Source organism: Pararobbsia alpina, assembly GCF_902859895.1.
GTDB lineage: Bacteria > Pseudomonadota > Gammaproteobacteria > Burkholderiales > Burkholderiaceae > Pararobbsia > Pararobbsia alpina.
Genome location: NZ_CADIKM010000006.1, coordinates 225,837 through 249,044 on the forward strand (window position 1 = coordinate 225,837; position 23,208 = coordinate 249,044).

The 23,208-nt window shown below is 63.0% G+C and carries 19 protein-coding genes and 1 pseudogene; 7 read left to right on the forward strand and 13 right to left on the reverse strand.

The features are described 5' to 3' along the window. Nucleotides 1–164: 164 nt before the first annotated feature. Nucleotides 165–416: a DUF1488 family protein gene (locus tag HV670_RS09675; protein ID WP_175104549.1), complete on the reverse strand. Its 252-nt coding sequence runs from the start codon at nucleotides 414–416 to the stop codon at nucleotides 165–167. A 101-nt stretch (nucleotides 417–517) separates the two neighbouring features. Between HV670_RS09675 and HV670_RS09680 the strand changes: the two are divergent. Further along, nucleotides 518–699, forward strand: a pseudogene (locus tag HV670_RS09680) (type II toxin-antitoxin system HicA family toxin). A 10-nt stretch (nucleotides 700–709) separates the two neighbouring features. Beyond that, on the forward strand, nucleotides 710–1,099 hold the full coding sequence (locus tag HV670_RS09685) for a type II toxin-antitoxin system HicB family antitoxin (protein WP_175104550.1): 390 nt from the start codon (nucleotides 710–712) through the stop codon (nucleotides 1,097–1,099). A gap of 143 nt (nucleotides 1,100–1,242) precedes the next feature. Here the strand turns inward: HV670_RS09685 and HV670_RS09690 are convergent, their stop codons facing one another. From HV670_RS09690 to HV670_RS09700, 3 genes are all read right to left on the reverse strand, one after another. Further along, complete coding sequence (locus tag HV670_RS09690; protein ID WP_175104551.1) at nucleotides 1,243–2,535, reverse strand: NAD(P)/FAD-dependent oxidoreductase; 1,293 nt, start codon at nucleotides 2,533–2,535, stop codon at nucleotides 1,243–1,245. An 85-nt stretch (nucleotides 2,536–2,620) separates the two neighbouring features. Then, nucleotides 2,621–4,045 (reverse strand): multidrug transporter subunit MdtD, encoded by a 1,425-nt coding sequence (gene mdtD, locus HV670_RS09695; protein WP_175104552.1) that lies wholly within the window; start codon nucleotides 4,043–4,045, stop codon nucleotides 2,621–2,623. Nucleotides 4,046–4,111: 66 nt separating this feature from the next. Beyond that, nucleotides 4,112–4,921: a mechanosensitive ion channel family protein gene (locus HV670_RS09700; protein WP_175104553.1), complete on the reverse strand. Its 810-nt coding sequence runs from the start codon at nucleotides 4,919–4,921 to the stop codon at nucleotides 4,112–4,114. 334 nt (nucleotides 4,922–5,255) lie between these two features. Here HV670_RS09700 and HV670_RS09705 point away from each other — a divergent pair, with 334 nt between their 5' ends. Further along, nucleotides 5,256–6,908, forward strand: coding sequence for a gamma-glutamyltransferase family protein (locus tag HV670_RS09705; RefSeq protein ID WP_175104554.1), 1,653 nt, complete (start codon nucleotides 5,256–5,258; stop codon nucleotides 6,906–6,908). Here HV670_RS09705 and astB read toward each other — a convergent pair whose 3' ends face one another. From astB to HV670_RS09725, 4 genes are all read right to left on the reverse strand, one after another. Continuing rightward, entirely contained in the window at nucleotides 6,909–8,315 is a 1,407-nt protein-coding gene (gene astB, locus HV670_RS09710; RefSeq protein ID WP_175104555.1) for an N-succinylarginine dihydrolase, read from the reverse strand. It abuts the gene before it with no gap. 31 nt (nucleotides 8,316–8,346) lie between these two features. Further along, the gene (astA, locus tag HV670_RS09715) at nucleotides 8,347–9,393 is read right to left on the reverse strand and encodes an arginine N-succinyltransferase (protein ID WP_175104556.1); all 1,047 of its coding nucleotides are present in this window, start codon (nucleotides 9,391–9,393) and stop codon (nucleotides 8,347–8,349) included. Nucleotides 9,394–9,545: 152 nt separating this feature from the next. Beyond that, nucleotides 9,546–11,963: a putative bifunctional diguanylate cyclase/phosphodiesterase gene (locus HV670_RS09720; protein WP_175104557.1), complete on the reverse strand. Its 2,418-nt coding sequence runs from the start codon at nucleotides 11,961–11,963 to the stop codon at nucleotides 9,546–9,548. 293 nt (nucleotides 11,964–12,256) lie between these two features. Continuing rightward, nucleotides 12,257–13,081, reverse strand: a complete 825-nt coding sequence (locus HV670_RS09725) for a formate/nitrite transporter family protein (protein ID WP_246257185.1) — start codon at nucleotides 13,079–13,081, stop codon at nucleotides 12,257–12,259. 273 nt (nucleotides 13,082–13,354) lie between these two features. On the opposite strand from HV670_RS09725, the gene HV670_RS09730 reads away from it, so the two are divergent. Beyond that, the gene (locus HV670_RS09730; protein WP_175104558.1) at nucleotides 13,355–15,676 is read left to right on the forward strand and encodes an FdhF/YdeP family oxidoreductase; all 2,322 of its coding nucleotides are present in this window, start codon (nucleotides 13,355–13,357) and stop codon (nucleotides 15,674–15,676) included. A 22-nt stretch (nucleotides 15,677–15,698) separates the two neighbouring features. Continuing rightward, a complete protein-coding gene (locus HV670_RS09735) occupies nucleotides 15,699–16,040 on the forward strand; it encodes a 2Fe-2S iron-sulfur cluster-binding protein (protein ID WP_175104559.1) in 342 nt (113 codons plus the stop codon). 4 nt (nucleotides 16,041–16,044) lie between these two features. On the opposite strand, the gene HV670_RS09740 is transcribed toward HV670_RS09735, so the two are convergent. The 3 genes from HV670_RS09740 to hmpA all read right to left on the reverse strand — a co-directional run bounded on the left by HV670_RS09740 (nucleotide 16,045) and on the right by hmpA (nucleotide 18,770). Continuing rightward, nucleotides 16,045–16,878, reverse strand: a complete 834-nt coding sequence (locus HV670_RS09740) for a PhzF family phenazine biosynthesis protein (RefSeq protein ID WP_175104560.1) — start codon at nucleotides 16,876–16,878, stop codon at nucleotides 16,045–16,047. A gap of 155 nt (nucleotides 16,879–17,033) precedes the next feature. Next, nucleotides 17,034–17,441 (reverse strand): group III truncated hemoglobin, encoded by a 408-nt coding sequence (locus HV670_RS09745; RefSeq protein WP_175104561.1) that lies wholly within the window; start codon nucleotides 17,439–17,441, stop codon nucleotides 17,034–17,036. A gap of 147 nt (nucleotides 17,442–17,588) precedes the next feature. Next, nucleotides 17,589–18,770 carry an NO-inducible flavohemoprotein gene (gene hmpA / locus HV670_RS09750; RefSeq protein ID WP_175104562.1) on the reverse strand — a complete coding sequence of 394 codons (1,182 nt, stop codon included), beginning with the start codon at nucleotides 18,768–18,770 and terminating at the stop codon, nucleotides 17,589–17,591. A 160-nt stretch (nucleotides 18,771–18,930) separates the two neighbouring features. On the opposite strand from hmpA, the gene norR reads away from it, so the two are divergent. Further along, a complete protein-coding gene (gene norR / locus HV670_RS09755) occupies nucleotides 18,931–20,463 on the forward strand; it encodes a nitric oxide reductase transcriptional regulator NorR (RefSeq protein WP_175104563.1) in 1,533 nt (510 codons plus the stop codon). A gap of 15 nt (nucleotides 20,464–20,478) precedes the next feature. Here norR and HV670_RS09760 read toward each other — a convergent pair whose 3' ends face one another. Both HV670_RS09760 and HV670_RS09765 read right to left on the reverse strand, forming a co-directional pair. Continuing rightward, nucleotides 20,479–21,750 (reverse strand): DUF1479 domain-containing protein, encoded by a 1,272-nt coding sequence (locus HV670_RS09760; protein WP_175104564.1) that lies wholly within the window; start codon nucleotides 21,748–21,750, stop codon nucleotides 20,479–20,481. Between the two features lie 703 nt (nucleotides 21,751–22,453). Continuing rightward, entirely contained in the window at nucleotides 22,454–22,657 is a 204-nt protein-coding gene (locus HV670_RS09765; RefSeq protein WP_175104565.1) for a cold-shock protein, read from the reverse strand. A gap of 264 nt (nucleotides 22,658–22,921) precedes the next feature. Between HV670_RS09765 and HV670_RS09770 the strand changes: the two genes are divergently transcribed. Then, nucleotides 22,922–23,059 (forward strand): hypothetical protein, encoded by a 138-nt coding sequence (locus HV670_RS09770; RefSeq protein ID WP_175104566.1) that lies wholly within the window; start codon nucleotides 22,922–22,924, stop codon nucleotides 23,057–23,059. The last annotated feature ends 149 nt before the right edge of the window (nucleotides 23,060–23,208 follow it).

The following is a 23,208-nucleotide window of genomic DNA, read 5'->3' on the forward strand; positions in this document are numbered from 1 at the left end:
TATGGGTGAGTCACCAAGGCGCACAGCGAACCCTGTGCGCCATTTTCACGTCCGCATGGAAGGCGCAATACGCATCTTGCGCGCAGGGAAACATGTTCGAGAAATAAAAACGCCGCCTCATCCCCAGGGCGTCGACTTCTGGCGCCCCGAGCGGGGCGCCACGTTCAGGAGATGATGTACCGGCACTGCGGACCGCCGCCGTACGCCTTCTTGGCAAGCTGCAGGATCTCGTCCCGATGGGTGTCGAAAGCCGCCAGCACCGCGGGTTCATCGGAGCCTGTCACGCCACCCAGTTTCAGGGTCACCGCATCGTCGATCAGGAAGGCGATTTCGCGCGAATTGTCATAGCCCCAGAAACATACACAGTGTCTGGAAGCATCGTAACTGCGACTGGGATTGGGGAAGTTGAGCGCCATAGAGTCATCGTAGCCTATTCGGCTGTCCGCCCATGACCGTTTCGTGAAAGCGAGCCGATGTACTGTTGTGTAATCTTGTGTTTTTGTGTAATATTACACACGTGAACAGCGCGAATCTTGTCAAGCAACTCAAGGCGATGGGGTGGGTTCTGGTCCATACCGTGGTTCACACCAGTAGTTCAAGCACCCAGACAGGCCCGGCAAGGTGACGGTGCCTCACCCACGAAAAGATCTGCCAATCGGTACGGTGCGAAGCATTCTTAAACAAGCAGGCATTCACTAAGGAGGGCGCGATGCTCTATCCGGCTTACATTCATTCCGGCGACGAAGGTCACGCCTTCGGCATCCAGTTTCCGGATTTTCCCGGCTGCTTTTCGGCAGCGGACGACGAGCAGAACATCACGACAAGCGCGCAGGAAGCGGTCGAGGCCCACTTCGCCGACGGGGAACCAGTACCCCAACCGTCCGCGGTCGGCGTTCTCATGAAGGCGCCTGAGTACCAAAGTGGATTCTGGATGCTGATCGATATCGATCTCTCCAGAGTCAATATGAAAGCGGTTCGGCTGAACATCAGTCTTCCCGAGCGACTGGTGCAGCAGATCGATGCATTCGCCCGCGCGCGTCGCCTGTCCCGCTCCGCCTTTCTTGCGCTTGCTGCTGAACACGAGATGACGAGGGCTTGACGCCGAAGCGCGCCCCTGTCGGAAGCTGCGTGTCCGATAGGTATCGCCAATGGATACCTTTAACGGGCACTCACTCATTGGCAGAATCGGGACTCCGCGCCGCCACGAGACGAGGCGGCCTGCCGATCGCGCAATGCCTTCCCCTACGTCCCAAACATCTCTTTCATCCGGTGATATAGGAAGCCGAGCTCGAGCACCGGACGACGCAACGCCTCGCCCCCCGGAAAGCGCCGGTGTTTGATGCGGGCGAACAGATCGAAGTTGCCCGCCTGCCCTGCGATCGCCTCGGCGGCGATGCGCCCGGCGATTCCCGTCAGCGCGACGCCGTGCCCCGAAAATCCCTGCAGGTAATAGATGTTCGGCGCGATACGCCCGAAATCGGGCGCACGGTTACGCGTGACATCGACATAGCCGCCCCATGCATACTCGACCTTCACGTCGCCAAGCTGTGGATAGACCGCAAGCATGCGCTCGCGCAAGGCGGGTGCAACGGCCTGGGGATCCATGAATGCAGTCGTCGCACGACCGCCGAACAGCAGCCGGTCGTCGCTCGAAACACGGAAGTAGTCGAGAAAGAAATTGTTGTCGCACACCGCCGCACGATCGCGGACCAGGCTTGACGCACGCTCGGCATCCATTCGCTCGGTCGCGATGATGAAGGAGCCGATCGGTGCGATCCGGTCATGAACTCTCGGCAGCACGCGTCCGATGCTCGCATTCCCCGCCACCACGACAAAATCGCACTGCACGCTGCCCTGCACAGTTTCGACGACCGGTTTCGCTCCCTCGACGATGCGGGTCACGCGACTATGCGCATGAATGCTGACCCCCGCGCGCCGGGCAGCGGCGGCCAATCCGAGACAATACTTGAGCGGATGCACATGACCCGAAAAGCTGTCGTGAACGCCGCTCAGATAGCGGTCCGAATCGATGCGGTCATGCGCGTCGTCGATCCAGCTCAGATGCGGATAAGCGAAGCGCTGCTCGACCATGTCCATCCATGCGCGCAATTCGGGGACGCGCTTCGAACGTGTCGCCACGGTCAGGTAACCGGGGGTGAAATCGCAGTCGATCGAGTACTTCGCAATCCGCTCGCGCAGCAAGCCGACACCCTCCACCGAAAGCCGCCACGCGCGCATGGCGTCGTCGCCGAGCTGATCGACGAGCGGATCGTCTTTCGCAAAGCCCACGAGAACCTGACCGCCATTGCGCCCCGATGCACCCCAGCCAGGCTCGTGCGCATCGACGAGGGTCACCGAGAAGCCTCGCGCACGCAAATCGAGCGCTGCCGACAAGCCCGAAAAGCCCGCGCCGATCACACAAACGTCAGCCCGCGCCGCCCCCTGCAAAGGCATGTCCGCGGCCGGCCGCGTGACAGTGGCTTCGTAGTAGGAACGCCGGATCAGCGGATCGTCATCGTGTGCATCGACAGTCATGTTGCGGGCCGGATAGGATTGGACCCAACATAATCGGCCCCTCTCGAATGCTTGGCAAGACGCCGTATTCCCTAGCGCCGCCCGCTTACAGTTCGCTTGCCGGCTCGACTCTCGCGGCCTGCGTTCTCTCGGGGGAAAGTTGCAGAAAAATCCAGGCCGATGCGGACGTGATCACGCCCACGCAGATGAAGGTTGCATGAAAGGCTGGCAATGCACCCGCAAGATTCTGTTGCTGGCCGAGATGATTCTGAAAAGTCTGCAGCAAGGCACCCGCCGACGTCACCGCGAGACTCATTGACAGCATCTGGACCATCGACAGCAGGCTGTTGCCGCTGCTCGCACCCGCACGTCCGAGGTCCTTGAGCGTGATGGTGTTCATGCCGGTGAACTGGATCGAATTCGCCGCGCCGAACAAGGCAAGCTGAATCACCAGCAGCCAGATCGGCAGGTTCGGCGAGATCAGCGCGAACGAGGCAATCATCACACCGACGAAGAAGGTATTTCCGACCAGCACGCGGCGATAGCCGTGCCGTTCGATCAGGTTCGTCGCAAGACGCTTGGACAACATGCCCGCGAAGGTTGTCGGCAGCATCATCAGGCCTGCCTCGATCGGTGAATAGCCAAGGCAGACTTGCAACACGAGTGGAATCAGAAACGGCATGCCGCCGTTGCCGATCCGCGCGAACAGGTTGCCGAGCAGACCGACGCTGAAAGTATGAATCCTGAAGAGCTCGAGCGAGAACAGCGGCTCGGGCTTGCGTGTCGCATGCAGACCGTAAGCCACCAGCAAGGCAAGACTCGCAATGAGCAGCATCAGGACAGTCGCGTGTTCGAAGCCCAGTTCCGCGAGCCCGTCGAGCGAAAACGAAATCGCGACCATGAACAGGGCGAGCAGCAGATACCCGCTCATGTCGAAGCGGCCGAGCCCGCTGATCTTGCTGTTCGGCATGTAGAGGATCGTCGCAATCCCGCCAGCGATACCGACGGGCACATTGATCAGGAACACCCAGTGCCACGAGAACGTCTCGGTGAGCCATCCGCCGAGGGTCGGGCCGATCAGCGGGCCGATCATGCCCGGTATCGCGACAAAGCTCAGGGCCTGGAGATAACGCTCCGGCGCGAAGGTACGCAGCACGGCCAGCCGGCCGACCGGCAGCAGCATCGCTCCGCCAACGCCCTGGACGACGCGCGCGCAGACCAGGAACTCGAGCGAATGGGCCGCGGCGCACAGGATCGAGCCGAGCACGAACAACACGATCGCCGTCTGGAAAATCCGCCGCGTGCCGAAACGATCCGCGAGCCAGCCCGACGCGGGGATCACGACGGCCATCGTCAGCGAATAGCCGATGATGACCGACTGCATCCTTAGCGGACTCTCGCCCAGACTCCGGGCAATCGGCGGTAGCGCGGTGTTGACGATCGTCGAGTCGAGCGTCTGCATGAAGAACCCGACCGCGACCACCCACAACATGATGTTCAACGATCGGGACTGCGCCGGAGTGTCGGTCATCGTCATCGCGGGGAGGAAAAGCCTTGATCTTACGCCGCACGCGTGACGCGCGAAGGTCCTTTCCTTTCAGGCCTGGCGTCGCACCAGCGGGGTCTCGGGCGTCGGGTAGCCCGCCTTGGAGAAGGTCTCGATGATGGTGCGATTCGTATCGAAGTAGACCTGCCAGTAGTTCGCATTGTCCGCATACGGACGCACGGCGAGCAACGGACCTTCAGGCGTGAACGACAGGATCTCGACGTCGGGCGCGGGCGTGGGCTTGACGTTCGGAATCTCGCCGATCGCCTGCTTGAGGCGCGCGATCGCATCGATCGGGTCGACGCCATTGGCGATCTTGGCGGTCAGCTCGACGCGCCGATAGGGCTGTGCGCTGTAGTTCGAGATCGTGTCCGCGAAGATCTTGTTGTTGCCGATGATCGTGGTCACGTTGTCGGGCGTGAGCAAGGTCGTGCCGAACAGGCCGATCTCGGTCACGGTGCCGGTCACACCGCCCCCGGTCACGAAGTCGCCGACCTTGAACGGCCTGAGCACCTGCAGGAACAGGCCCGCCGCGAAGTGCGCGAGCAGCCCGCCCCAGGCAGCGCCGATCGCCAGGCCGAGGCCGGCCAGCAAGGCGGCGAACGATGTCGTCTGGATTCCGAACACCTGGAGGATCGCCAGCACCAGCAACAGCGTCAGCAAGCCCGCAATGATCGAGCCGAGGTAATGCGCAAGCGTGGGGTCGACGCGGCCGTTACGCGCCAGCATCTTGCGCATGAGTCCGATCAGAATGCCGATGACCCAGCGACCGATGATCCACAACACGATGGCGGCGACGACTTTGATGCCGAAGTCGATCCCGCGGGTCATCAGGAATACGCGAATGGTTTCCAGATCCATGGCTTTCTCGCAGAGAAATGAAGGTTGACCAACGGCCACAGAAACGCTGCTGCGACGAATGACATCGGTGACGCATGACGCGCGATGCCTGCCGGCTGCGGCGTAGATGTCGACACCTCCGTATGCCCGAGCCCCCGTGCCGAGGCAGCGAACACTCGCGATTTATAACCGCGCCGCACGGCAGGCGCAAGCCGGATTCCGGCGCGCGCTAAACATCGGGGCGCATGTCGGAGTGCCGCGGATATCACGGGAATCGCGGTTGCGCACTGCTTCGCGCGATATCAGTTAATGTATCGGTCATCTCTTCCTGCCATTCACGAGGTTCGTCGTTACCATGCTGGCCGCTTTTTCGCACCATTCCCCCTACCCCTCCCGTCGCAGCGTGGTCTACGGCCGCGGCGGCATGGTCGCGGCTTCGCAGCCGGTGGCCGCCCAGATCGGGCGCGACATGCTCGCGCGCGGCGGCAATGCGATCGATGCGGCCATCGCGACCGCGGCCGCCCTCACGGTCGTCGAGCCGACCAGTTGCAGCATCGGCGGCGATGCCTTCGCACTGGTCTGGATCCGCGACCCGCTGACCGGCACGGGCGAATTGCACGGGCTCAATGCGAGCGGTCCGGCACCGGCCGGCCTCACGCTCGAACACATTCGCAGTGCAGGTCATGAGACGATGCCGCTACACGGCTGGACGCCGGTCACGGTGCCCGGCTGCCCCGCTTCCTGGGCGACGCTGTCACGCCGTTTCGGCAAACTGCCGTTCAAGGAGTTGCTCGCGCCGGCGATCGCGCTGGCGCGCGACGGCTTTGCGGTCACGCCGGTGATCAGTCAGCTCTGGCAGAAGTCAGAGCAGGCGTTCCGTAGCGGCGACACCCTGCGCAAGGCCGCGGGCGACGAGATCGCGCAACGCTGGTTCGACGTATTCGCACCGGACGGTCAGGCGCCACTGCCTGGCGAAGTCCATCGCTGGGAAGAGCAGGCCCGCACGCTCGAAGAGCTGGCGGCAACCGAATGCGAAAGCTTCTATCGCGGCGAACTGGCCCGCGCGATCGACGCCTTCTCGCAAAAGACCGGCGGCTACCTGCGCGCCAGCGATCTCGCGAGCTACGAGCCCGAATGGGTCAAGCCGATTTCGATCGACTACCGGGGCTATCAGGTCTGGGAGATCCCGCCGAACGGCCAGGGCCTCGTCGCCCTGCTTGCACTGAATATCCTCAAGGGCTTTGACGACCTGCGCGGGCGCGACGATCCGCTGACGCTGCATCGCCAGCTCGAAGCCATCAAGCTCGCCTTCGCGGACGGCCAGCATTACATCACTGAACATCATCGGATGAAGATGCCGCTCGAGGCGCTGCTCAGCGACGACTACGCGGCGCGGCGCCGTGCGCTGATCGGCGCGCAGGCGGGCGATCCGGCCCACGGCGAACCGGTACCGGGGGGCACGGTCTATCTGTCGACCGCGGACAGCGATGGCAATATGGTCTCGTATATCCAGAGCCACTACCGTGACTTCGGCTCGGCGATGATCGTGCCGGGCACGGGGATCGTGCTGCAGAACCGCGGAGCGGGTTTCAGCCTCGATCCCGGACATCACAATGCCTACGCGCCGGGCAAGAAGCCCTACCACACGATTATTCCGGGCTTCCTGACGCGCAACGGCGAGGCGCTCGGACCGTTCGGCGTGATGGGCGCCTTCATGCAGCCGCAAGGGCATGTGCAGGTACTGATGAACATGATCGATTTCGGACTCAATCCGCAAGCCGCGCTCGACGCGCCGCGCTGGCAATGGTTCGGCAAACGTCGTTTCGGCTTCGAGCAGGCCTACCCGAATTCGCGTGTTCACGAGATGGCGGCACGCGGCCACGATGTCTACGTCGATCATCATTCGACCGACTATGGTCGCGGCCAGATCATCCTGCGCGATCCCCAAACCGGCGTGCTGTGCGGCGGCACGGAGCCCCGCACGGACGGGATGGTGGCAGTGCTGTAGTCACGCCAGCTGGAACTCGTAGACAGGGCCGATACCCAGCAGCGTGGTCAGTTCGTCGAGCGCCGTGCGCGACTCGACGAGCAACTGCGGATCGGCAAGGTCATCGACGCCGAGCCTGTCGCGATAGTGTCGTTCGACCCACGCACTCAACACGGCATGCAGCGCATCGTTCATCCAGACCGACGGTGCGACGGCGGCGATTTCAGCGTCGTTCAGGGCCACGCGCAAGCGAAGGCAGGCGGGGCCACCGCCATTGCGCATGCTCTCGCGCAGATCGAATACGCGCTGTCCGGCAATCGGACCGTCCGCGTCTCTCAATCGTTCGAGCCAGGCGGCAACGCTCGGGTTCTCCATGCATTCCTGCGGCACGACCAGCAACTGGCGACCATCGGCACGCGCAAGTAGCTGACTGTTGAACAGGTAGGAAGACACCGCGTCGCCGACGCTCACCTCGGCATCCGGCACCTCGACCACCTGCAGCGTCGCGCCGTGCCGGGCCAGCTTCTCGCGCAAGACTTCGTAGACCGATGCTTGCTCGACGAACGCACGCTCATGGCAGAACAACACCTGCTGGTTGCCGACCGCGATTACGTCGTTGTGAAACACCCCCGCATCGATCACATCCGGACGCTGCTGCGCAAACACCGTCGCGCTGGTGGACAGGCCGTGTCTGCGTGCGATCGCCTGACTGGCCTCCAAGGTCTGCCGAGCCGGATAGCGCGATGGCGCAATGCCCCCGCCATAGGCACGGCGTCCGTACACAAAGAACTCGACACCGCGCGCCCCATAGGGTCCGCAGAAACGCGTGTGGTTCGCCGCGCCTTCATCGCCCAGCACAGGCGTTCCGGGCAAGGCCGGATGAACCGCGAAATGCCGTTCGGACGGAAACAGTGCCGCGAGCAGCCGCTGTGTCGTGCGGTGTTCGATGGAACGATGGAGATTGAATGCAAGATTGGCCGGCGTGAAATGCACGCGCCCGTCGGCCGTATCGGCCGATGGACTGACCGTGGCCGCATTCGCCGCCCACATCGCCGAGGCTGAGCTCGCGGCCGCTAGCAGTTCGGGTGCCTCGGCCGCCGCGCGGCGAATCACCTCCGCGTCGCCGCCATTGCTGCCGCTGCCTCCTCCGAAACCCAGCGTTCGCAACAGGCTGACCGATGGACGCTCGTGCGGCGGCAACACGGCCTGCCGGTAACCGAGATCGGCGAGCGCTTTCATCTTGTGAAGGCCCTGCAGGGCCGCCTGCTTCGGATTCGCGATACGCTTCTCGTTCGATTGAGACGCGACGTTGCCGAACGACAGTCCCGCATAGTTGTGCGTCGGACCGACGAGCCCATCGAAATTCGCTTCGAACGCGGTCGGCACCGGGGCCCCCGTCCGCTCCAGCTGAGTCCTCGTAGCTTGCATTATCTGTTCCAGAAGCTGTTTCAGATCCGTGTCAGGAATGAAGTCCCGCTGCCGTGGCTGCCGGTGTCGCCTGAGCCAGCACGCGGACTTCGCCACCCAGGCTGACATTGAGCGCCGCGGCCTGCGCGGCGCTCAATGCAATGGACGAACCATCCGTGCGCGCGGACACGGCGATCACGCGAAACTCGACAAGCGCCAGATTCGAGACGAGGCAGCGCAGTTCGCTCGTGTCTTCATCGACCGCGCCGACCCGCAACACGCGGCTCGCGCGCACCGTCCGCAAATCGGAGACGTGGCATTCGAGGACCGGCCCCGCGTCGAAGATATCGACGTGGTTCTCGTAGCGCAGCCCCTCGGATTCGAGCATGCGCCTGGCCGGCAAGGTATCGGCATGCGTCACGCCGATGCTCGCCTGCGCGGCTTCGGGCAACAGCTGGACATAGACGGGATGGCGCGGCATGAGCTCGGCGATGAACGCCTTCTTGCCTTGCGCGCTCAAATAGTCGGCCGCATTGAAATCGATCTGGTAGAAATGCGAGCCGAGGGCCCGCCAGAACGGCGACTCGCCGTGCTCGTCGAAATAGCCGCGCATCTCGGCGCAGATCCGCTGGGGGAAGCGTTCCTGAAACTGCGCAATGAACATGAAACGCGAGCGCGACAGCAAGCCCCCCGCTCCGCTCGCGCGCGCACGCGGGCTCAGAAACAAGGAGCAGAGTTCGGCATAGCCCGTCAGGTCGTGGGAAATCGTCAGCAGCGAGGTCCGCGACCAGACGTTGAGCTCCTTGCTCGCATGGACCACCGTGCTCACGCGATAGTTATAAAACGGCAGCTCGAGGCCGACCGACGCTTCGAGCCCGCAGACGCCGACGATGTCGCCGTTCGTGCTGTCTTCCATGACGAACAGATAACCCTGCTCGAACAGCTTGGCCTCGCCGCGCACGGTGCGCAGCGCGCGATCGATGCGTGCGCCGAGAGCGGCGCGGTCCGGCTTGAGCGTCGTCAGCCCGGGCCCGGTTTCGTTGGCGAGTGACAGCACGGCCTCGAGGTCGGACTGACGGGCATTGCGGACAACCATCATGCTCGTATCTCCTGCGCGGTCAGGGCGGGACGGTTCGTCCCGAGTTGCCGCGGCGGTTTGTGACCCCCGGGCAAGACAAGCGAAATGATAAGCGACGAGCGGGTTTGAAAGGAAACGATCGAACGGGAAAGATCAGGTGGCGAAGCGCACCATCAGACGTCGAAACGAAACAATTCCGGCGCTTCGCTGCTGGCCGTCGTACCGGCAGGCGAACGAAACGGCGCGCGCAGCAGCGGGACGATCTGGTCGGGCAGCAACGGCTTGGAGAACAGGTAGCCCTGTGCGTAACCACAGCCGCTTGCACGCAGCATCGCAAGCTGGCCGGTGGTCTCGACGCCTTCGGCCACGACGCCGTAGCCGAGCCCTTTGGCGAGCATGATGACCCCCCGCACGATGCCCGCGCGCGAGGTGCGGGTCTCGAGCTCGCTGACAAAGGACCGGTCGATCTTGAGCCGGTCGATCTCATAGGTATCGAGGTATGACAGACTCGAGTATCCCGTGCCGAAATCGTCGATCGCGATCCGGATTCCGTAGCTGCGCAAGGTTTGCAACTGGGCGAGCGTGCGGCTCGCGTTCTGGACCAGCGAGTTCTCGGTAATCTCGAGTTCGAGCCAGTGCGGCTCGATCTGGTGACGGGCAAGGCATTCGAGCACGGTCGACACGAAGTCGCCGCTCGCGAATTGCTGGGGCGCGACGTTGACCGACACCGCCACGAGCGGCAGGCTCGCCGCGCGCCACGCCGCGAGCTGGGCAAGCGCCTCGTTGAGCACATATTCGCCGAGCCGGCCGATCAGGCCGTGCTGCTCGGCAATCGGGATGAACTCGGACGGCATATACAGATGCCCGTGCGCGTCACGCCAGCGCACCAGTGCCTCGATCCCGGTCAGCTGATGGGTCGACAGGGAATACTGCGGCTGATAGACCAGATAGAGTTCGCGCTCGGCGAGCGCGCGGCGCAACTGATTCGACATGCCGAGCCGCGCCTCGATCTCGCGGCCCAGGGCCGGCTCGAAAAAACGCGTGCAGTTGCGGCCGTCGGCCTTGGCGAGGTACATCGCGGCATCCGCGCAACGCAGCAGGTCTGATGCCGAGCGCGCATGGCTCGGACACAGGGCGACGCCGATACTGCCATCCACGTGCAGCTCGCTCGTGCCGCTGAAAACCGGCTCGCCAATCGCGTCGAGCACGTCTCGGCACAAGGTCTCGATCTGCGCCACGTCGTAGCCGCAGACTGCGATCACGAACTCGTCGCCGCCGTAGCGCGCGATCAGCACGTCGCGCGGCAACCGCTTGCGCAGGTGCGATGAAACGTCGCGCAGCAGGGCATCGCCCGTCGCGTGGCCGAGCGTGTCGTTGATGAACTTGAAATGATCGAGATCGAGGAACAGCACGGCACAGGTGGTGTTCTCCCGCGCGGCTTCCACAAGCATCGCATCGAGCCGCTCGAGCAGTTCGTTGCGATTGGGCAGGTGCGTCAGTGTATCGATCTTGGCCTGCTGGCGCAGGCGTTCGCGCGAGGCCAGCAGCTCGCTGACGTCGTTGAGCACGCAGACGTAATAGGCCGGCTCGGTCACGTCGTCGACCACGGACGAGATGCACATCTGCACGCCAACCCGCTCGCCCGACTTGCTCCTGAGATGCACGAGCTTGCGGTACTGGCCGGTCTGGGCCAGCATGGCGCGCATTTCGGCGACATCCTCGACATCGGCGAGCGCTTCGCCTCTCATCCCGATCAGTTCCTCGCTCGTATAGCCGAGCATCGCCGTCACCGCGGGATTCGCGTATTCGATGCGCCCCTGCTTGTCGTCGGCCCGGCTGATCAGCACACCGTTCAAACTGTCTTCGAGCGCCTTGCTCAGCAGTCGCAACTGGTGGTCCGACATCGCGAGCGTGCGCATCGCGTCGAGCTCGGCCTTGCGCGTCGCGACGAAACGCGAGAACAGGAAGATCATCAACACATTGGTCACGATGACGGTCGCGAGCAGGATGCCGACCACCCAGTACGACCAGCCGAACACACTCGCCATGGCGCGCGTCACGCGCTGGTTTTCGACGGCGCGCTCGCGGGCAATCTCGTTGAGGACGGCATTGAGCCGCACATTGAGCGGCATCAGCCCAGTCGTACCCTCGCTCATGAGCGCCTCACTGCCGCGCAGGCGTTGGAGCGTCGCGCTGGCTGACTCGAGATATTGCACCGCCAGGTCGTGCAGGCTCAGGCCGTCTTTTGTCACCGCGCGGGCGGGACCGAGTGCTGACAGGACGTCGAGCGAATCTCGAGCTGCCTGGTTGCGTTGGGCTTCGAGGCTGCGCTCGCCGATGACCGTGGGCGCTGCAATACCCGAGGACACCACGGCATTGACCTGAAGCAACGCATCCTGCAGCGAATCGAGCGCCTGCTTGACCGTCGCCGTCTGGACGAGTTCAGCCTGCGAGCTGCGCTCGGACTTGATGCAGAAAAAGGCCACGCTTGCATCAAAGGTGGTCGCGAACAGGATCAGGATCAGGACATAAGTCCATCCTGTGTTCGGCGTCCGTGCAGCGCGCCACTGCGAATTAAAAGTTAATCGCATGCAAGACTCGTCAGGCACTGACTACGTTAATCCGGACAGTGCGGGTAATACCTCAACCCTTATTTACGGCAGATTTGCAGAAAAATGGAGTCGATGAGGCTCCGTAATTACCCTGACTAATCCGGCAAATACGAGGCGGGCCGCGCAGAAGCCCAGCCGGAAGGCGAAAGGCGGCCCCAAATGCGAAACGCCCGCCTCGTTTTACCGAGGCGGGCGCTATTCGTTCGAACGTGGGTTTGAACACCCATCAGCCGATCGAGCGTATCAAGCGCGAGCAGCCTTGCTTTACTACGTCACTGGGTGCTGGTCGTGCCGACGGTGCCGGCCGGCACGCGGGTCTTCGACGGATGGCCGATGCCACCGTCCTGGAACCAGTAGCCGAGCGCCATGAACACGGCGCCGCCGGCCAGATTGCCCAGCGTGACGAACAGCTCATTGTGGATCGCACCGGCGAGCGTGACTTCGGCCGGATGATCGACCATCAGCGCGAGGGCGAACACGAACATGTTCGCGACACTGTGCTCGAAGCCGCAGGCGACGAATGCGAACACCGGCCAGAAGATCAGGCCGAGCTTGGCACCGTCGTTGTTGGTGCGCGCCGCCATCCAGATGGCCAGGCAGACCAGCCAGTTGCACAGCAGCCCGCGCGCGAAAAGGGCGGAGCCGGGAGCGGCCATCTTTGCCGCGACGATCTTCATGAACACCGGCAAACCGTCGGTCAGCAACACGCCGCCACCCGCCAAATGAAGCAAGGCCGCCAGGATGATCGCCCCGATCAGGTTGCCGATCCAGCAAACCACCCAGACCAACACCACACCGCCGATGCCGGTCTCCCCACGCAGGGCTGCGAGCGGCATATACATCGCGGTACCGGTGAACAGGTCTGATCCGGCGAAGACGACGATGGTCAGCGCGCAGGCAAACACGCCGCCCATCACGAGGTGCACATAGGCCGGATCGACATGCGCGCCGACCGAGATCATGAGAATGTCACCAAAGCCGATATAAGCGCCGGCCATTGCCGCGCCAATCAGGAATGCAAGTGGCGAGCGGAGAATAGCCGATACCTTGTGCGCGCCGACCTTTGCGAATTTATCGATGCTTTCTGCGTACATCATTACTCCATTGAGTGGTCTCCCCTGCTCCACTTAGAACAGGGTGGTTGAATCAGGCGCACAGAATAAAAGAAGAGCATCACATTTACATCAAAGAATTCGCAACTTCGCCCGTGGAGCGCGTTGGGCTCAAACTGTACCCCTCTCAGCAAGCGCGAACTGTACTTCTTTTTCGACAATGGTCCGACTTAAGCTCGCGGCCTCGATCCAATAAAGTGTTCCTGGGCGAAGCTGGCAAGACTTGAAGCAACGCGCTTGGGCACGACAATATATTCAATGGCCAAATCGACACACGACGCTCGCATCGAACCGTATACGCATGCGGCAGCCGGCTGGGGCGCACTCAAGCAGGTCGCAATCAATCTCGTACGCGAGCGTGTGCCGGGCGCCCACTACCGAACCCTGCTCAAGCAGAACCAGCCCGACGGCTTCGATTGCCCCGGCTGTGCGTGGCCCGATCGCGAACACGCATCGACCTTCGAATTCTGCGAAAACGGCGTCAAGGCCGTCGCGGCCGAAGCGACCAGCAAACGCGCGACACCCGATTTGTTCGCCCGGTACACGGTCGCCGAACTCATGCAGCAGTCGGACTACGAGCTCGAGTTTCACGGCCGCCTGACCGACCCGCTGGTCTACGATGCGGCCAGCGACAAGTATCTGCCGATCAGCTGGGACGATGCGTTCGCGCTGATCGCAGATCACCTGAAGCGGCTCGACGACCCGAACGAGGCGGCCTTCTATACGTCGGGCCGGGCCGCCAACGAGGCCGCCTTTCTCTTCCAGTTGTTCGTACGGCTATACGGCACCAACAACTTTCCCGACTGCTCGAACATGTGTCACGAGCCCACCAGCCGCGGCCTGCCGAACACGGTCGGCATTGGCAAGGGCACGGTCACGCTCGATGACTTCGAACACTGCGACACGCTGCTGGTCTTTGGCCAGAACCCCGCGACCAATCATCCGCGCATGCTCGGCGAGCTACGCGAGGTTTCCCGGCGCGGCGCGACGATCGTCTCGATCAATCCGCTGCGCGAGCGCGGACTCGAGCGCTTCACGAGCCCCTCGCATCCGACCGAGATGCTCACGATGTCGAGCACGCCGATCGCGACCGTCTTCGTGCGCCCCAAGCTCAGCGGCGATTTCGCCCTGATCAAGGCCATCGCCAAGTACGTGCTCGAGCGCGATGACGAAGCCATCTCGAACGGCACAAAACGCGTGCTCGACACCGCCTTCATCGACGAACACACCACCGGCTTCGACGCCTTCGCGGCCGACCTGCGCGCCGAAGACTGGGCTCTCCTGATCGAAGAATCGGGTGTGCCGCGCGAAGAGATCGTCCGCCTCGCCGAGATCTATTGCAAGGGCGAGCGTGTGATCGTCACATGGGGAATGGGCCTGACCCAGCACCGCAATTCCGTGGCGACAATCCAGATGTTGTCGAACCTCATGATGATGCGCGGCAATATCGGCCGGCGTGGCGCCGGGCTGTGCCCGGTGCGCGGCCACTCGAACGTGCAGGGCGACCGCACCATGGGGATCGATGAGAAGCCCTCGAGCGCATTTCTCGACCGCCTCGGCAAGGTATTCAGGTTCGAGCCGCCGCGCGAACATGGCTATGACACGATCGAGACGATCCAGGCGATGCTCGAGGGCAAGGTCAAGGTGTTCGTCGGCCTCGGCGGCAATTTCTCGATCGCCACGCCTGATACCCCGCGTACCTGGGAGGCGCTGCGCGCGTGCGCGCTGACAGTCCAGGTCACGACCAAGCTCAATCGAAGCCATCTGATCCACGGCAAGGACGCGCTGATCCTGCCGACGCTCGGCCGTACCGAGATCGACCTGCAGGATGGCGTCGCCCAGGGCGTGACCGTCGAAGACTCGATGAGCATGGTCCATATCTCCTACGGGATGAACAAGCCCGCCTCGCCGAACCTGCTGTCGGAGACCGCGATCGTCGCGCGCATGGGCGAGGCGACGCTTGGCCAGGACAAGGTCGACTGGCGCTGGTATGCGCAGGACTACGCACGGATTCGCGATGCGATCGAGGGTGTCATCGATGGTTTCGACGACTTCAATGCGCGTGTCGCGAAGCCCGGCGGTTTTCACCTCGGCGTCGCTTCGCGCGATCGTGTCTGGAAGACGGCCAGCGGCAAGGCGCAGTTCATTGCGCATGCAGTCGATACCGATACGCCCTTGCATCGCGCGCGCCAGAAGCATGGCGAGCAGCTGATGACCCTGATGACGACCCGTTCGCATGACCAGTACAACACGACGATCTATGGGCAGGACGACCGCTATCGTGGTGTTTATGGCCAACGTCGCGTGGTCTTCATCAATCGAGGCGACCTCGAGATGCTCGGTTTCGCCAACGGCGACTGGGTCGATTTGAAAAGCGTCTGGGAAGACGGCATCGAGCGCCGGGCCGACGGCTTCATGCTGGTCGAGTACGACATCCCCCGAGGTTCCCTCGGCGCGTACTACCCGGAGACCAATCCGCTCGTGCCGCTCGAAAGCTTTGCGATCGGCGCGGGGACCCCTGCCTCGAAGTCGATTCCGGTCTTGCTGAGTCGCGCGGCCAGCCCGCTGCAGGCGCGCTGAAGATTTCATAGAATGGCGGACCATGCCGAGTTCCGCCCCTACCTTCACCGTCGTCATCGAGCCTGCGGGCTGGACGTTCACCGCGCCCGCCGACGTACCGATCCTGCAGGCCGCCCGCGAGGCCGGCTTCGTGCTGCCGAGCTCGTGCCGCAACGGCACGTGCCGGGCCTGCCTGTGCCCCGTGAAAAGCGGGCAGACCGCCTACACCATCGAATGGCCCGGCGTGAGCGCCGATGAAAAGACCGAGGGCCTGATCCTGCCCTGCGTCTCGGTTGCCCGGAGTGATCTCGTCATCGAAGCGCCACGCGCGATCCTGGTCTCGCAACTCGCGCGCCGTTCACCATTCGCCAAGACGCAAGAGTAAGGCGCTAAAGCGACAAGGTCCCGTCGATACACGTAAGCGCCGCGCCGCCGACCCAGATGTCGTCGCCGATCTGTTCAATATGGACACGTCCCGCGCGACCCATTGCGGTGCCCTGGCTCGCGATATAACGCGCGGGCGCCCTGCCGTTGCCAATCAGCCATTGAGCGAGGCTCGCGTTCAGGCTGCCCGTGACCGGGTCTTCGAACACGGCTTCGCCTGCGATGAACGCGCGGACTTCGAAGTCCGCGTCGCCACCCGCATGCCATGGCGCGACGACACCGAGCTTGATCCCGGCCAGGGCCGGATAGTCGGGCTGCAAGGCGAGGACGTCCGCGCGGTCGGCCAGCATCACGGCAACCCATCCCGGGCCGTTGTCGACCCATTGCGAGGCGACGATCGCTTGCGACGCAATGCCAAGCCCCCGCGCGATCCGTCCAAGCAGTTCGGGCTCCACCTCGCCCGTGCGGCGCAGCGGCGGTGCGGCAAACGCGAGGCGTTGACCTTCGCGCCGGATGCGAACCAGGCCGACTCCACATTCCTGCACGATGAGCTCCGCCTGCGGCTTACCACCGGCTTCGAGCCACGCGTGACAGGTGCCGAGCGTCGGGTGTCCCGCGAAGGGAAGTTCCGTGACCGTCGTGAAGATTCGCACGCGGTAGTCAGCCGCCGGGTTCGTCGGCTTGAGCACGAAGGTCGTTTCGCTCAGATTGGTCCAGCGCGCGAACGCGGCCATCTGCGCGTCGCTGAGTTCGTCGGCACCGAGCACGACAGCGAGAGGATTCCCCTTCAGAGGCTCGCTTGCAAATACATCGAGTTGCTTGAATGCAATTTGACTCACCTGGTGCGACTCCTCATCGTTCACGTTGATCGGTCGATGATCACCCGGGCAACCGCGCACATGCAAGAGACACAAAGGGACGCCTAGACCGGTACAGGTCTGCTTTCCGGACGAACAGACGCGAACGGACAGATGGAGTGGCGTCGCGCCTTGAATCAACGCGGATCGAGATCGCGCGGCAAGCTCGAAGGATTGTTGTACATCTGATAGCCGTACCAGAGGCTTTCGGCGATTCGCGGCGCGAGCATGTCGGCGCGATCGCGCATCGCCGCATTGCCAAGCGCGCGGGTGGTCTGGTGAAACAGGCTCAGCCATCGCTTGAACAGTTCCGGATCGAGCCCGGGCAACTGGGCATGCCGGGGCATCGGCGTGCCGCGATAGCGTGCCGTCCCGCGCAGCGTCGACGACCAGAAGTCGACCATCTTCGCCAGGTGCTGCTCCCAGTCCTTCACATGGGCGTTGAAGATCGGCGCCAGCAGCGGGTCTTCATGAACCTTCGCGTAGAACGCGTGGACCAGCTCGCTGACTTCCTCTTCGGTACACAAATCCGGTGTCGAACTCACCACTTCCTTCCTCGCACTGCTTCAACCTTGTTAATGTGCACGCCGATGCGCGCCGGCGCATACCGGCGCGGTCCACGGCCCCCGAGTCGCCCCAGGGACCGCGACAAGCGGGACCCGAAGGTGCCATCGCGTCCCACTATCCTAACCTTAGTCGAGCGCCGTCGCCGGGCCGAAGAACTCATACCGGCTTTGCTTGCCCGGCACGCCCAGTTCGAGCAGATGACACTTGACCGCCTTCATGAACGGCAGCGGCCCGAGGAAATAGACGTCGATGTCGCGCGAGGCCGGCAGCCAGCGGGCGAGCAGATCGCGGTCGAGCATGCCGATCGCATCGGCAGCCGGGTCGCTGTCGCGCTGCTCGGCGTAGCAATAGAAACGCTTGAGTTGCGGATGCCGCGCGACGAGACCGTCAATCCAGTCGCGGAAGGCATGGACACCGCCGTGCCGGGCCGCATGGATGAAGTGCACCGGGCGATTTGCCTTCAACGCGGTTTCAAGCATCGCGAGGGTCGGCGTGATGCCGACACCGCCGCTGATCAACACGAGCGGCCGTTCGCTCAACTCGAGCGTGAAATCCCCCGCCGGCGGAAACAGCTCGAGCATGCCACCTTCGGCAATCGAGTCGTGCAGATACTTCGAGACCGTCCCGTTGGGCTCGCGCTTCACACTGATGCGGTATTCATGCGATGAGGCCGCCGCTGACAGCGAATAGTTGCGGCGCATTTCGCGACCGTCGATCACGACGCGCAGGCCGATGTACTGGCCCGGATGGAATTCGAGCAGCGCCTTGCCGTCTTCCGGCCGCAGATAGAACGAGGTGATCTCCTCGCTCTCGCGAACTTTGCGTGCGACCGTGAACCGACGCGCACCGCGCCAGCCGCCGGGCGCGTTCGCCTTTTCGTCGTAGATGTTCGCCTCGGCAGCGATCAGGATATCGGCGAGCTGCCCGTAGGCGGCGGCCCACGCTTCGATGACCGCATCGGTCGCGATCTCCGTGCCGAGTACTTCGCGAATCGAGCGCAGCAGGCAGCCGCCGACGAGCGGATAGTGCTCGGGCAGGATCTGCAGCGACACATGCTTGTTGACGATTTGCGAGACGAGGCCGCCAAGCTGCTCGAGCTCGTCGATATGACGTGCATACATCAGCACGCCGTTGGCCAGCGCGCGCTGTTGCGCACCGCTCGCCTGATTGGTCTGGTTGAACAGCGGCTGGACTTCCGGATGCTCGCTGAGCAGCATTTTGTAGAAGTGGGTCGTGAGCGCCTCACCCCCGCTTTCGAGCAGGGGAACGGTGGCTTTGACGATAGTGCGGTGTTCGGCGGACAGCATAGTGGGCTTCACTCTCAAAAAAGGCAGCGCCTGGAACTGCATGACCACAGGCCCTCCCTCTCATACACTTTCCATGCCTGATTTTATTATTTAATAATCAATTAGATAAGGTATAGTGGGTCAATATGACACGAGTCGAATCGACTCACCTCGAGTCATTATGACTTCAAAAGCCTTACTGGACACCCTGATTCCGCTGGTCGGCGATCTTTCTCGCGAGCTGTCCGACGCCGAGCGGTATCAGCGTCTGCTCGGTTCCATGCGCGCGCTGTTTCCCTGCGATGCGGCGGCGCTGCTTCGACTCGACGGCGACATCCTCGTGCCCGTCGCGATCGATGGCCTCAGCAGCGATACGCTTGGCCGGCGCTTTCGCGTGAGCGACCATCCACGCCTGCAGGCCCTGCTCCGGCATCCGGGCGCGACACGTTTTCCGCCGGACTCCGATCTGCCCGATCCCTACGACGGACTGGTGCAGAGCATCCACGACAGGCTCGAGGTCCACGATTGCATGGGTTGTGCCCTGCACGTCGGCGGCCGCGCCTGGGGCCTGCTCACGCTCGATGCGCTCGACCCTGCGCGTTTCGATACGGTTGATGTCGCTTCGCTGGAGGCTTTCGCGAGCCTCGCCGCGGCCACCGTCAACGTGGTCGAACATATTGGCGTACTCGCGCGGCGCAATGAGCAGGAACGCCAGCGCGCCGAAGCCTACCGGGCCGCCGCAGGCGAGGTCGCGCACGAGATGATCGGACAGAGCACCGCGCATCGCCGCCTGCTCGAAGAGATCCAGGTCGTCGGGCACAGCGAGTTGACCGTGCTGATCACGGGTGAAACCGGTGTCGGCAAGGAACTCGTCGCCCATGCGATCCATGCCGCCTCGCCGCGCGCGGACAAACCGCTGATCAGCCTGAACTGCGCGGCACTGCCCGAGACACTGGTCGAAAGCGAACTGTTCGGCCATGTACGCGGCGCGTTCTCGGGTGCGATCAGCGACCGGCGCGGCAAGTTCGATCTGGCTGACGGCGGCACGTTGTTTCTCGACGAAGTCGGCGAGCTACCGCTCGCGAGTCAGGCGAAGCTGCTGCGCGTGCTCCAGAGCGGGCAATTGCAGCGGGTGGGTTCCGACCAGGAACACAAGGTCGACGTGCGGCTCATCGCGGCGACCAACCGCAACCTCGCCGACGAAGTGCGGCTCGGCCGGTATCGCGCGGACTTCTATCACCGGCTGAGCGTCTATCCGCTGACGGTGCCACCGCTGCGCGAACGCGGCCGCGACGTGCTGATGATCGCGGGCTTCTTTCTCGAGCAGAATCGCGCGCGTCTCGGGCTGCGCAGCATCCGGATCGCCGCCGATGCGCAGGCGGCCTTGCTCGCCTATCCATGGCCCGGCAATATCCGCGAACTCGAGCACCTGATCGGCCGCAGCGCACTACGGGCGCTGGCCGTTCAGCCGGAGCGCCCACGCATTCTGACGCTGGCGGCAAGCGATCTTGAACTGCCCGATGCGGCAGCAGGCACCGGCATCGCGAGCGTCGCGCCGGTCACTGACTTGCGTCAGGCGATGGCCGAATACGAGCGCGAACTGATTCGCGCCAGTCTCGAGCGCCATCGGAACAACTGGGCTTCGGCCGCCCGCGAACTCGGCATGGATCGCGCGAACCTCAGCCGGTCGGCGAAGCGGCTTGGATTGAAATAGCGGTGGGTGCTCCCCTCAGACCTGGATGGAACCCGTGCGCTCCAGCTCGAAGCCGAGTTGTGACTTGCCCGTCGGTGACAGGTCGTCCTCACGAGCGCGGCCGCTGAAATCGATTTCGAAGTCGTCGGCCGGAAAGTCCGGCGGGCTCCGGCCTTCGAGAAAACTCGGTAATTGCCGCTTCAGATAGGCATCGTTCTTCGCGCACGAGGGGACCGACGCGATATACATGACGTTGCTGTAACCCGCTCCGTGATGCCGGTCCTCGACCGCGTGGATCACGTCGCTGTGCCAGAACACCGTATCGCCCGCCTGCATAGGCGGGATGGAGACGAGCGCGTCGAACAGCGGCGCATGCCAGGCCGGCTTGATCGACAACGCGCGACCCGGCAACGCGCCGCAGAGATCATCTTCAGGCACATCGTCTTGCAGGGCGCGCAACAGCACATAGGCCATCGCATTGGCAATCGGGATCAACTGAAGCGTGCCGTCGCCAGGACCCTGCGGCGTCAGTGCAGTCCAGCCCTGGAAGGTCCGGAACATCGAGCAGACCGCGGGCGAGGCGATCTCGCGCACATCGGGCCGATAAGCTGCGTCGAAGGCGTCGTACTCGCGCCACTGCCCGCTGTACACGTGCCGGTAGACCTGCCGGAAATTCGTCTCGAGCCAGCGTTCGACCGAACCGCCGTCGCAATGCGCGGACAGGCCCAGTGACTCCGAACCCGGCGGCCGGCGGCGGATGCGATCGGCATAAACCGGCACATGATCGGGATCGAAATGCCGCACACCGTCGCTCTCGGCGCGCCAGAGGCGGTTGAGGAACACGCGCGCCTCAGTCAGTGCGGCGGACTGGCGCGCCTCGACCTGCGGTTTGGACCAGTAGATCCCATAGATCTGCGGCTTGCTCGACTGGAGCTCGCCGAAGTACTTGTCTTCGGCGCGATGGAGCAGTTTGCGATCAAGACCATTGGTCTCGACGTATTCGGCGATCTGCGCGTCCCAGCGGGCCGCTTGCTCGCGCGGGAAGACACGGCGGATCACACAGGCGCCGCGCTCCTTGATCGATGCGAGGGTCGCCTGGTTCACGCGCTGCGCGCGGATGTCCGCGAAGTCGAGCTCGGGGATGCTTGAAACACCGTGTTTGCGTTCGGCCATGATCCGCTTCGCCTGCTGTCGGATGTCGGCCTCGACTTCGGTGAACACCTCGGCGTAGTTCGGCAACTGGGCGCGCAGTTCGCGCTTGGCCGCACGAATGGCGGAAGGGAGGTCATCGATCTGAAGGGGTTCCATCGTCGTCTTCTGGGCATCATGGGATTTGATGCGAGCATAAGTCCGCCGCGCATTTCAGAGTGATGCGTTTCAGCCAATGAGTATGCCGATTCGGTCAGCAAGTCGATAGGCCTAATTTCGGATACCGCACTATCCCTGTTCTTTGAGCTTGGCTTGGCTTGGCTTGGCCTAGCCTGGCTTGGCTTGGCTTGGCTTGAGCCTGCACTGATGCTGAGCTTCGCGAGCTCGAACTGCTTAGCTGCCCTCGCGCTTCGTGAATGTGCGTTACCACACACAACACCACCTAAATCGCGCTTTCAAATAAACGTCGGTTCGACAGACCGGCACGCGCGGATATCGACCATGAAAATAAATCTCAATACCGTGCCGTTATGTTGGCTTGCACGCTGATCGATCGCTACCCATTTGATATGTTCGGCCTGCACACACCCCGTGTGCGATTGGTCTGTTTGCCCCGCGCCGTTCCCCGACGGCCGGGGCTTTTTTTTGCCCTTCCCCGAGCGGCGCCACCCGAAATGCGTCGCACCGTGAAAGCAATAGCCGCGGCAACCGTAGCGACACGCCTGCGCTTCTACCTGTCCTGCACGGGAGAGTGAAACAGCTGAGAACACGAAAACAAAAAAGGCAGACCCGCGAAGCGGACCTGCCTTTTTCTTGTTTCCAAAGCGCTGGCGCCGGAGCGCGCGCGCTCTAGAACACCCTTTTACAGCGGCGAAATATTCGAAGCTTGCATGCCCTTCGGGCCGCGCTTCGTTTCGTAGCTCACCTTCTGGTTTTCAGCAAGCGACTTGAAACCGTCACCGCGAATTTCCGAGAAGTGCGCGAAAAGATCTTCACCGCCTGCATCCGGCGTAATAAAACCAAAGCCCTTTGCATCATTGAACCACTTGACAATACCGGTATCCATTACGAATCCCCTAAAAAAGATTGAGTGCTGCTCCGGGATCGGAGCGAATGAGCGTCAAGTAGAGAGAGGACAACTAGATACCGCTAAGGGAAACGGGACGTGATGTACAGCAATCGACTTCTTGAACACTTCGACCCGCACAGTACGTGTCGGCATCGATAGTGTCAAGGCATTCCGAAAGTTTCGCGACAATGCATTGAAAACAGCGCACACTTGGCGCACGCTCGACCACTCGGCGAGCATGCACGTAATAGGAGTCATCTCATGGCAAAAGGTCAAATAAAAGGCAATAAAGAGGCCAAGAAACCGAAGCAACCCAAAAAGCCGGAGCCTGTTTCGGTAGTGGCCGGCTCGACCCCGCTGCGCGTACCTTCCGGCACGCCAGCCGCAAAGAAGCGTTAGAACATTGCGGCATCCCCGTTTTTACCGCTGTCTTTCGGCACGGTCGATCGTCGGCACCGCATGACCTTGCACGGCCGCCCTCGCGGGCGGCCGGCGCATACCCTGCAAGCCATGTCCAGGCGGCCCGCAAACCGCGCATGCCGCAGCGG